Raw genomic sequence first — 11,543 nt, 5'->3', positions numbered from 1 at the left:
GCTGAAAATTTTTCTTTGAAAGTTAGTGGGATGGCTGGGGCAGTGGAACCCTAAAAATTTGTTAGGCCAGTTTTAAGTAAAACGGGGATGTAGTGCTTTGGCCTAGCTGGATGGAAATGCAGACGGCCAGTAAATCGCTTATTATTAATGGAATACTGAATAACTTCAATAGTAGCGTAGTCGAGAACCTGTAGGCTCAGCGAAGCTAAATCTGTCGCAAGATAGATCTCTCTCACGAATATTCGGGACGTTTCAGTCGAGATGACGGCGTTTTTTCCATCCATACGTCACCTTGATTTATTTCAGGGTCATAGCGCTGGATAGATCCTGAAATAAATTCAGGATGACGATCGCTAGGTACAGTTAACCAATTAACCAGTTAACCCAGTGAACGAATGAACTAATGACCAATGAACTAATAAACCAATATTGTAATTCTACTCTTACGGGTTTTGGTTAAAATTATCATGAAGTTTTATTTAAATTTTTGTGGAAATATTATTGCTATTGTCGATAATTGCACGATATTTATTTAATCTTAAACGTTTTAGCAAGCTCTCGGCTAAAATAGACTAAAAAAGCAAGCTTCAGGCGTTGAAAAAAGGAAAAGATCTAAAGACGGAGTGGGAAAAATTTATCTTAGAGGGAAATACTACGTCCTTTTACGATATCTATGCCCATTACCACGATTATTTTACCTATATCGGCATCAAAAAAGGCGCGAATGCCGAAAAAACCAAAGATTGCATTAACGACCTGTTTTTGTATGTGTACGAAAACAGGGATAAACTCGGTCACATTACCAATCATCACAATTATCTCGTAACCGCTTTTCTCCGTAAACTTTTCCGTAAGGAGCATTTTAGTGCCGAAGAAAGCCTCGATCTTTACGATATTGAAGAAATGCCCGTTTATCCTTCGGTAGAAACCTTGCACATTAAACAGCACACCAGCAACCAGGTTACACTTACTTTAAAGCATTATATCGATAAATTATCCGAAAGTCAGTCGCGGTTGATCTATCAGAAGTTTTATCTCGGCCTTTCTTACGATGATATTGCCACCAGCAACAACATTACCGTTAAAACGGCCTATAATACCATTTATAATGCGGTAGAAAAGCTCAAAAAAATCATTGGTGAAAGCGATTTAGGTGCATTATCGATCGCAATTTCACTCCTTTCACTATTAATTTTATTTTTTTTAAAAATTCTATAGGTAAAATTTAAATTTCCTGCTCTATTCTCCAAAGTTTAATCAATTTAAATGGGAGATCAAGAAAATCTGCAGCTGATAGAACAGGAAAGTTTTCTGAATTATTGTTTTAAAAGAAACGATCAGGATGTACAGTACTGGGAAGAGTGGCTGTTGCAAAACCCACAGCGCAGACAGGAAGTTGATCAGCTCAGGCAGATGTTGTTGCTCATGGGTGAAGAATCGAGAACACGTACCATCAGTTCCGATTTTGCCAGTCTCCAAAACCGCATTAACCATTCTGCACAAGGCTTAAAAGTAATCAGGTCTTCTGCCTGGTTAAAATGGAGCATAGCGGCATCTGTTTTGGTACTGCTCAGCGTAGGACTCCTTTTTTATATTTCCCAAAACACCAAAATTGCTGGTCAGAAATTGGCGGATGTTGCCCCTGGTGGTAATAAAGCCACGCTGATTTTGGCAAGCGGTAAAAAAATTGACCTTAGCGGAGCCGGTAATGGCGCCATTGCCGATGAAACGGGCATCAAAGTAATTAAAACCGCAGAAGGAAAAATCATTTACGATTTATCGAATACCACAGCAGCAACAAACGAACAATACAATACCATCGAAACCCCAAAGGGCGGCCAATATCAGGTAAATCTTGCTGATGGAACCAAAGTATGGCTTAATGCCGCTTCTTCTTTAAGGTACCCAACCCATTTTAGCGGGAACGAGCGTAGGGTAGAATTAACCGGCGAAGGTTATTTCGAAGTTGCCCATCAAAAAGATAAACCATTTAAAGTGGCCAGTGCAGGGCAAACGGTAGAAGTACTGGGTACACATTTCAATATTATGGCCTATCACGACGAACCTGTTGTAAAAACCACTTTACTTCAGGGATCGGTAAGGATCAGTATGGGCAAACAGCAAACGTTATTGAAACCCGGTGAGCAGGCCTTGCGCAGCGGAGATAAAATTTCTGTTTCGGAAGATGTGGATATGGAGGATGTGGTGGCCTGGAAAAACGGCTATTTTAAATTTAACGAAAGCCTGGAAGGCATTATGTCGAAAATTTCCAGGTGGTATGGCGTGGAGGTTGTTTACGAAACCAAAACCGATCCGAACTTAACCTATTCGGGTAAAATATCGCGTGGAAGGAACATTTCCGCAATACTTAAAATCATCGAATTTAACGGTGATGTCCATTTCAGGATTGAAGGACGTAAAGTATATGTCACAAAATAAAACAAACAACTAATAACCCAATAAACCTAAACCAAACAAACCATGAAGAAATATCTACGACAGCAATATTAAGGTCAGCAATAGACCAGGAATACCTGTAGGTACTCCTGGCTAAGTTTGGCATCTATCCAATAATTATCAACTACTGCTGCAGGTACCCCCAGATTCGAAGCCAGGGCATCTGCACAAAACCAAACCAAACAAATGTATAGAATTTATCCCAAGAAAAGGGGTATGCCGCTCGGGTATGTCCGCAAATTATTGCTTATTATGCGATTAACTACCGTTATTTTAATTGCATCATTCCTGCAGGTCTCTGCTGTAGGATTTGCACAGAAAATTACAATTAGCAAGAAAAATGTCCCGCTCAGTCAGATTATCAACGATATCCGCGAACAAAGCGGTTACGATTTTTTCTACAGCAACGAACTTTTAAAGAAAACCACGCCCGTATCCATTAACGTTAAAGATGCCTCATTAGAAGAGGTTCTGCTCCTCTGTTTTAAAAACCAGCCCATTACCTATAAGGTTGATGATAAAGCCGTAATGTTGCGCGAAAAGGCAACAGGTGCTCCAGGCAAAATTATTTTCACTTACGTTTCGGCCGGCGTTCAGGTTGTGGTTACCAACGAAGAGGGTAAAACTTTGCCCGGTGCTACCGTAACCATAAAAGAAACCAATAAAAAAGTGGTAACCGGTGTAAACGGAACCGTTTTTATCCCCAATCTGGATGACAAAGCTACACTTATAATTACCTATTTAGGTTATAAAACCCAGGAGGTTAAATTTAAAAAAGGCGAAACCACCATTGTGGTTAAAATGGAAATTGGCGACAATAAGTTTGATGATATTGTGGTAACCGGGATTTTTAATAAACCGAAAGAAAGTTATACCGGCGCCGTTCGTACCATCACGGCGATAGAGCTGCAACAGTTTCAGGGCAGAAACCTGTTTACCACTTTGGGTAATATCGATCCGTCGTTTTATGTGGTACCGAACAATGCTTCGGGAGCCGATCCGAATAAAATACCGGATATCCAGATGAGGGGTGCCCGGAGTTTGCCGAATATCGATAAACTCCAGGATCAGACTTCGGCGGCTTTAAATACACCGCTCATTATCCTCGATGGATTTGAAACCACCTTACAGCGCATGCTCGATCTGGATAATACCGAAATCCAGTCGATAACCCTGCTTAAAGATGGTTCGGCAACAGCCCTTTATGGTTCGCGTGGGGCCAATGGAGTGGTGGTGATTAAAACCAAAGAACCCATTGCCGGTAAATTAAGGCTGAGCTATAGGGCAGGGGTGAATTTAAGTATCCCCGATCTAAGCAGTTATAACCTTTTAAATTCTGCCGATAAACTGGAACTCGAAAGACTTTCGGGCTATTTTCAGAGTGCTACACAGGATCCGGCAACCAATATCGAACTGCAGAAATACTATAACCAGGTGCTTGGTCAGGTGGCCAAGGGTGTAAATACCGATTGGTTATCAGTGCCTTTGCGTACGCAGGTAGATCAGATCCATAACCTAAAAGTGGAAGGTGGTGATCAGACTTTCCGTTACGACCTGGCCCTGCAGTACAACAATACCAATGGCGCAATGAAAGGATCGGGCCGGCAGACGTTTAACGGTACCATCAATTTGATGTACAAATACCGTACGCTTACTTTCCGGAACAACCTGGTGGTAGGCCAAACCAAAGCCAGCCAATCGCCTTATGGCTCTTTTGCTGATTATGCTAAACTAAATCCCTATTGGGAGCCTTATGATGCAGCAGGCAATGTGGTGAAATTTTTTACACCATACTATAGGCCTTTTATTACCCAAACCTCAAAATATAGCGGTCCGTACCCAAATCCTTTGTACGATGCTACCCTAAATACCTACGATATTGGACATACCACCAGTATTACCGATAATTTCCAATTGGAATGGACACCGGTAAACGGCCTGTTTTTACGTGCAGGAGTTGGGGTTACGAATAACCAGAACCATGAGGATAATTTTAAACCGGCCGAACATTCGTCTTTTGCAAACTATAGTGAAGCCGATATTTTCAGAAAGGGAAGTTATGCTTATTCATCCGGTCAGGATTTTAGTTATACCGGAAATGTATCGGCCAGTTATTCGAAGCTGTTCAACAATATCCACCGTATATATGCCGGGGTAAATATCGATATGACCGAGAATAACTCAAAAGGCTACACTTTTACAGCAGAGGGTTTCCCTGACGAATCGATCGACTTTTTGGGCATGGCGCTGCAATATCAGCAAGGCGGCACGCCAACGGGTTTCGAATCAGTTAGGAGGAGGATCGGAGCGGTGGCCAACTTCAATTATTCACTTAAAGACCGTTATCTGGTTGATTTGGCTTACCGTGTTGATGGGGCCTCGCAATTTGGTGTGAACCGCCGTTTTGCCCCGTTCTGGTCGGCAGGGTTGGGTTGGAACATGCAGTACGAATCTTTTATCAAGGATCATTTAAAATTTATCGACCGCTTAAAATTGAGAGGATCTTACGGCTCAACCGGATCAACCCAGTTTGATGCCTACCAGGCACTGGGGACCTACAGTTATTACATGAACGATAGGTACAAAACCTGGTTGGGTGCGCATCAGAATACTTTGGGCAATCCTGATCTGGCCTGGCAACAAACCAATAAATATAACCTGGGTTTCGAAAGCTCCATGTTTAACAGCAGGTTTACACTACAGGCCGATGTGTTCCTCGAGAAAACATCAAACCTGCTTTCTTCACTCGAGCTGCCTTATGCCAATGGTTTTACGAGCTATAACGAAAACATAGGCGCATTACAAACCAAAGGTATTGAGTTAATGGCCAGCGTTTGGCTCATCCGCAATAACGAACGCAGGTTCTCGTGGTCGATAACCGGAAATCTGGTACACAATATCGACCGTATTGTTAAACTATCCGAGGCCATGAAAGCAGCAAACGAAAAACTGGCGCTTCAGGCCGGCACAAGCCCTACGCGGATCATCAGGGAAGGTGATTCGCAGAATACCATATATGTGGTACGCTCTTTAGGGATAGATCCGAGTACAGGTAAGGAGCTTTTTCTGAATAAAGATGGCGAGGTAACCTATACCTGGAATGCGAAAGACCGTGTAGCTGCAGGTTTAAACCAACCAAAATTCAGGGGGAATTTCAGCACCTTGTTCCGTTACAGCAGTTTTACGCTAAATGCATCGTTCAGTTTTCTTTTTGGCGGGCAGTTATATAACCAAACGCTGATTGATAAGGTAGAAAATGCAAATAAAATCCTCAATGTGGATGCCCGCGTATACTACGACCGCTGGAAACAGCCTGGTGATGTAGCACTTTACCGTGGCATAAACGATGGCTCAATGGTATATGCTTCTTCGAGGTTTGTACAGAACGAAAGTACACTTACCTGCCAGAATATCAACCTGGCTTACGAGGTGAACAATAAAAGGTTGTTGAAACGTTTGGGCATGCAAACTTTAACCATTGCAGGCAATACCGGCGAACTCTTTTATATCTCTACAGTGAAACAGGAGCGTGGTACCGATTATCCTTTCACGCACCAGTTTTCACTTTCATTATTTGCGGCATTTTAAAAACAGGATCATGAAAAAAATACTTACAACCGTTATTATATTCTGTAGCCTGTTGGGAACCGGCTGCAAAAAATGGCTTGATGTAAAACCTCAGGGCCAAACTACCCAGGATGAACTGTTTAAAACGCAGAAAGGATTCCGGGATGCCTTAACAGGTGCCTACATCCGTATGAAAAGCGGTAACATTTATGGTGGCGCACTAACCTGGGGCAATATCGAATTTATGGCCATCAACTGGGAAAATCCATCGGTTAGCAATACGGCACTTACCAAACTCATCAATGGCGATTATACCGATGCAACCGTTAGGGGCTGGCTGGATAATACTTATGCCGATCTGTTCAAAGTAGTGGCCGATGCAAACAGCATATTAAGTGTAATTGACGATAAAAAATCGGTTTTTACAGAGGGTAACTATTCAATTGTAAAAGGAGAGGCCCTAACCCTCCGCGCTTTCTGCCATTTCGATGCCATGCGCATGTATGGTCCGCTGCCTTCAGCCCCTGGTACCGCAAGGATTCTTCCTTATGTAACCACCGTGAGCAAAGATATCCACGAACCGCTGCTTTATCAGGATTTTATGAAATCGGTACTCAGCGATCTCGATCAGGCTGAAGCATTGTTAAAGGATGTAGATCCCATCCGTAAATATTCAATCGCACAGTTAAACCCGGGGCAGAATGATCAACCGGTGTTGAATGATAATTATTTGTTATACAGGCAGGTGCGGATGAATTATTATACTGTACTGGCATTAAAAGCAAGGGTATACCTTTGGTTAAGCACTTCCGATGCTTCTTATAAAGTAAATGCAGCCAAATATGCCCAGATGGTAATCGATGCTGCCGACCCAACCGGGGCTCCTTTATTCAGGCTTGGTGAAGAACGCGACCGTGCTGCAGAAGATTACACCATGTCATCCGAGCATATCAGCGCTTTAAGTGTATATAACCTGGCTACCACGGCTACGGGGCTTTTTGGCGAAACCGGAAGTTTAATGCGTTATGATTTTAATATCACCGATGGTTTTTACTACCTCAACAACCTTTTCCCGGTGAGCGAAAGAACATCTGATATCAGGTGGAAACAGATGTGGACCTACAAAACCACCGCAGGGGCTACCAATTATGTGATGTATAAAAAGTATATCCAAAAAGCAGGTTTATTTCCAATTCTGCAGATTCCTTTATTGCGTTTGAGCGAAATGTACCTCATTTTAACCGAATGCGCCGATACCAAGGCTGCAGCCGAAGCGCCTTACAGTTTCCTGTGCAGCAAAAAAGGAATTCCTTTTACCTCATTTAATACTACCGATTGGGTTACCGACCGTAAAAATAAGCTGATCAGGGAATACGTACGCGAGTTTTACGCCGAAGGGCAGAGTTTCTTCACTTATAAACGCTTCAATTTAACCACCTTACCGGCCAGCTGGACTTATACCTATTATAATGCCAAGCCAACCAAATACTTGGTGCCAAAGCCAGACCGTGAAATTAACTATAACAATAACTAGCAAGGCGATGAAAAGATTAACATATTCTTTAGCAGCAATACTTATTTCGGTAACTGCCATTAGCTGCAGTAAAACACAGGGACTGCTTTACAGTGATGTTGCCCGTGTACAACTTAATGATACCGCTACCGTGAGCAGCACTTTTGTGTACGATGCACCAACCATTACCCGCGATACGATTTACATCCAGGTAAATACCATCGGCGAAATGGCCAATGTAGACCGGGCTGTAAAATTTGTTCAGGTTAACAATAAAACCGATTTATTCCCGGCAGTATCAGGTCAGCATTTTGTTCCTTTCGATGATCCTTCAATTAAAAACCTGATGGTAATTAAAGCCAATACTGTTAAAGCTAAGATCCCGGTAATCCTTTTGCGCGATGCAAGCTTAAAAACGAATACATACCGTTTGCGCCTGCAACTGGCAGCCAACGATCAGTTTGCGCTTGGAGAGGTACAGAGCCGGAGCACATCAATCCTGTTTTCCGACCGTTTAGAACGCTTTTATTCCTGGAGGGTAGATAATGGTGCGGCGCCAGCTTTTTATACGCTTGGAAAATACAGTACCCGTAAGCACCAGTTTATGATCGATGTTTTACATGAGCAGATTGACGAAGCCTGGTACCAGACCATGGTAAATCTTGGTGCACAGCAACACTATGGCAATACCTTAAAAACTGCCCTGGCTAAATTCAATAACGACCCCGTAAACATTGCCAGTGGTAAAGCACCCTTACGCGAAACCGACGAGGTAGGGAGTTTGCCGATTACTTTTCCTTAATGATTAGCTGTTGATTTAAAATTAAATGTGATGAAAAAATTATATGTATTACTCATGGGACTGATGGTATTAATTACCTCTTCATGTGTAAAAGAAAGCGAAAACGCATACATTCCCGATTTGCCTGCTGCTACTGTGAGCGGTTATGAAAAGGCCTATACTGTTTTTACCCATCAGGATCAATTGGATATTACCCCTGCGGTATCAGATGAGCGTAGTTACAATTATTACTGGACCGTGTTTTCCAATAATTATACCGTAGGCTCTGGTATTATCCCGAAGGGCGATACGATATCCAGATCAAAAGACCTGCATTACGAAGTTTTGCTTAATCCGGGGGCATATACATTGGTGCTCAACCTCAAAAACCGTATAACAGGCGTAACACAGATGATTACCAGCGCACTTTCGGTATCTACCTTAACCATGACGGGCTGGTATATTTTAAAAGATGATGGCAATAAAACCGATTTCGATTTTATCTATCCAACCGGACGTATCGATAACTGGATGGCCAATTTTAACGATGGTAAAGGCTTAACAGGGAAAAGCATAAAGGCGGTGTTCTCCGGCTCGTTCAAAAATAGTTTAAAATCAACCGATCTCTATAGTGTAATGATTGCCATAACCGATCAGGATGCTGCCATATTCAGGCTTGATAACGGAAAAAGGGTAATGGGTTTTGATGATATGTTTTTTACCCGGCCGGATGTAAAAAAGCCACAGAATATATTGCAACCCATGGCCGATAATAATGTATTCCTGATCAACGATAATAAACTTTTTACCCTTACCAAAGGTACTTTGTTTGCAAGTCCACCACTTTCTACCTATAAAATTTCTCCTGTAGCGGCAATAGCGGCAAGGGGCATCTTCTTTGATGATAATTCCAAATCAATGGTGTTTTCTGATAACGGCACTTTTGCTTTGCCGGGTGCAAACGGCGCTCTGGTTAAAAACATGAATGCCGATATGATCTGGGCCGGTGGTTATGCCGGTTTGCGGAGTGCTGCACTTACCCTTTTCAGAAAACCAACAGGAGAAGGACTTTTAATCAGGATGAATGCCAGTTATGGTCCGCTGGCCGGTTCGGGTGATATGATTTTGGGTACCAAAGTTGTTCCTGCCACTCACGGATTAATGTCGGCTGATGCCATTGGGGGGAATTACGATTCGGATTATATCTATTATGCCAAGGGCAATAATATTTATATGACCGATTTTACTTCCATTTCAGAAAACCTGCAGGTTACCCTGCCACAGGGTGAGGTGGTTACCTGTATCCAGCATATTAAATATCCGCAACCGGCCGCTGGTGTGACCACCACTGTCGATTTTCTGGCCATTGCTTCTTACCAGAGCGGAAAATATAAAGTATGGCTACATAAAATCAGTTCAATCGGAACCATACAGCAATTAAGCAAACCCGATTTTGAAGGCCAGGGAAAAGTAAGCTGTTTAAATTACGTAGAGAAGGGCAACGGAAGCCGGGTATTTTAACATTAAACATTAACACCAACAATATGAAACTAAAATTAAGTGCCTTCCTGTTAGCTTTTACGCTAACGGGAAGTGTTTTCGCACAGCAAAACGATCCGGATGTAGAATCGCCGGTGATTAAAAAGCAAAAAGAAGAACTAGAGGCTACGCTTGTTGCTGTGAACCAGAAACTGGCATTGAGCGAAAAAACATACCGTGAGGCCCAAACCAAAAAAGTAAAGTACGATACCATTGGTCTTGGTGCCTGGCGTGCCGAAATGGCAAGGTTTAAAGAGGAAAAAAACGGGCTTACCCTTGCCTTTATTAAACAGCACCCTGATTATTTTACCAGTTTACTGGCATTAAAAGATGTGATCGGAGCATTGCCCAAAGATGTTCAGTCCCTCGAAAAAACATTTGCTAAATTGGATAAAAACATTCAGCAAACTGCTACCGGTGTTAAAACCAAAGCTGTGCTTGATAAATTCGATGCAGTAAGCATTGGCCGCATGGCGCCGGGATTTTCTGCACCCGATACCGCAGGCAAAACCATTAACCTGTCTGATTTTAGAGGGAAATATGTGCTGCTCGATTTCTGGGCAAGTTGGTGCGGACCATGCCGCGAAGAAAATCCGATCGTGGTGAAAGCCTACAATACCTACAAAGACCGGAATTTCGAAATCCTTTCTGTTTCACTCGATCAGCCCGGCAAACACGATGCATGGTTAAAGGCCATCCATGATGATCAGTTGAACTGGAAACATGTTTCCGATTTAAAATTCTGGAAAAACGACGTGGCACAGTTGTATTCGGTAATGTCTATCCCACAAAATTTTCTGATCGATCCCAACGGAAAAATCATTGCAGCAAACCTAAGGGGAGCGGAGCTGGCCAAAAAACTCGCCACACTTTTACCACAATCAACACAGGGAAAGTAAAACCAAATCTTATATCAGGTCGGCTAAAAACCGACCTTCAAAAAACGATAAATGTTTAAATCAATTTTATGTACACTGGCGATAGGAAGCTTTGCCATGTTCTCGTACGGACAGAAAAAGCCACGTGTTACTGCACCAGCAACCATAGCGGTTCCGGTTAAAAAAACCGATAGTGTGGTGGGTACCGTTAAGCCTTACAAAGAAATTATTACAGCCAAGGCCAAAACGGCATTGGGTATGATCAATGTTCACCAGATTGGCCTAAAGTATTATTTCGAAATTCCAGATACGATTTTGGGACGGGAAATGTTGGTGGTAAACCGCATTTCCAAAGCGGCATCCAATCCACGTCCGCAGATGATGGGTTATGCCGGCGATGAAATTGCAGAAAATGTAATCAGCTTCGAAAAAGTAGCAAACGACCGTATTTTATTGCGTCTTAATTCTTTTACCGAGCATTCGGCCGATACCACAGCCAATGGTTTATATAAATCGGTACGCAACTCAAATATCCAGCCCATTGTAGCTTCATTTCCGGTAAAGGCTTATGGTGGCGATTCTACCAAGGTGAAAAGCAGCGTAATTGATATTACCGATTTTATCAATACCGAGAACGAGATTTTTTTCTTTAGTGCCGGTGTTAAAGGTTTACTGGGTATCGGCGGCATCCAAACGGATCGGTCGTATATCAATTCGATAAGTGCCTATCCAAAAAATGTAGAGATCCGCACGGTACGCACCTACAGCCGCGGGCCAATCGGCGGTCAGGCTACTACATCAACCATTC

Annotated in this window: 8 protein-coding genes; all 8 read left to right on the top strand. The window is 42.6% G+C overall.

The window, feature by feature from the left end; translation table 11 throughout:
* Nucleotides 1-594: 594 nt before the first annotated feature.
* Nucleotides 595-1,218, top strand: coding sequence for an RNA polymerase sigma factor (locus tag B2V92_RS08385; protein WP_293306803.1), 624 nt, complete (start codon nt 595-597; stop codon nt 1,216-1,218).
* 48 nt (nt 1,219-1,266) lie between these two features.
* Entirely contained in the window at nt 1,267-2,439 is a 1,173-nt protein-coding gene (locus B2V92_RS08380; RefSeq protein ID WP_293306801.1) for a FecR family protein, read from the top strand.
* 204 nt (nt 2,440-2,643) lie between these two features.
* Nucleotides 2,644-6,045 carry a SusC/RagA family TonB-linked outer membrane protein gene (locus tag B2V92_RS08375; RefSeq protein WP_293306799.1) on the top strand — a complete coding sequence of 1,134 codons (3,402 nt, stop codon included), beginning with the start codon at nt 2,644-2,646 and terminating at the stop codon, nt 6,043-6,045.
* A gap of 10 nt (nt 6,046-6,055) precedes the next feature.
* Complete coding sequence (locus tag B2V92_RS08370; RefSeq protein ID WP_293306797.1) at nt 6,056-7,558, top strand: RagB/SusD family nutrient uptake outer membrane protein; 1,503 nt, start codon at nt 6,056-6,058, stop codon at nt 7,556-7,558.
* A gap of 7 nt (nt 7,559-7,565) precedes the next feature.
* Entirely contained in the window at nt 7,566-8,339 is a 774-nt protein-coding gene (locus tag B2V92_RS08365; protein ID WP_293306795.1) for a DUF4843 domain-containing protein, read from the top strand.
* A gap of 30 nt (nt 8,340-8,369) precedes the next feature.
* The gene (locus B2V92_RS08360) at nt 8,370-9,839 is read left to right on the top strand and encodes a PKD-like family lipoprotein (RefSeq protein ID WP_293306793.1); all 1,470 of its coding nucleotides are present in this window, start codon (nt 8,370-8,372) and stop codon (nt 9,837-9,839) included.
* A gap of 23 nt (nt 9,840-9,862) precedes the next feature.
* A complete protein-coding gene (locus tag B2V92_RS08355) occupies nt 9,863-10,756 on the top strand; it encodes a peroxiredoxin family protein (protein ID WP_293306791.1) in 894 nt (297 codons plus the stop codon).
* Nucleotides 10,757-10,807: 51 nt separating this feature from the next.
* Nucleotides 10,808-11,543, top strand: a 736-nt coding sequence (locus B2V92_RS08350; protein WP_293306789.1) for a DUF5117 domain-containing protein, incomplete at its 3' end; no start/stop codon positions are given.

Origin of the sequence: Pedobacter sp. UBA5917, assembly GCF_002432345.1 — a bacterium.
Classification (GTDB): domain Bacteria; phylum Bacteroidota; class Bacteroidia; order Sphingobacteriales; family Sphingobacteriaceae; genus Pedobacter.
Note: the sequence above shows the minus strand (reverse complement) of the source record. Positions and strands in the feature narration are given on the sequence as shown.

Excerpts from the sequence above, each read along its gene's own strand:
- B2V92_RS08380 (WP_293306801.1), top strand. The coding sequence starts at position 1,267 with ATGGGAGATCAAGAAAATCTGCAGCTGATAGAACAGGAAAGTTTTCTG.
- B2V92_RS08375 (WP_293306799.1), top strand. The coding sequence starts at position 2,644 with ATGTATAGAATTTATCCCAAGAAAAGGGGTATGCCGCTCGGGTATGTC.
- B2V92_RS08370 (WP_293306797.1), top strand. The coding sequence starts at position 6,056 with ATGAAAAAAATACTTACAACCGTTATTATATTCTGTAGCCTGTTGGGA.
- B2V92_RS08365 (WP_293306795.1), top strand. The coding sequence starts at position 7,566 with ATGAAAAGATTAACATATTCTTTAGCAGCAATACTTATTTCGGTAACT.
- B2V92_RS08360 (WP_293306793.1), top strand. The coding sequence starts at position 8,370 with ATGAAAAAATTATATGTATTACTCATGGGACTGATGGTATTAATTACC.
- B2V92_RS08355 (WP_293306791.1), top strand. The coding sequence starts at position 9,863 with ATGAAACTAAAATTAAGTGCCTTCCTGTTAGCTTTTACGCTAACGGGA.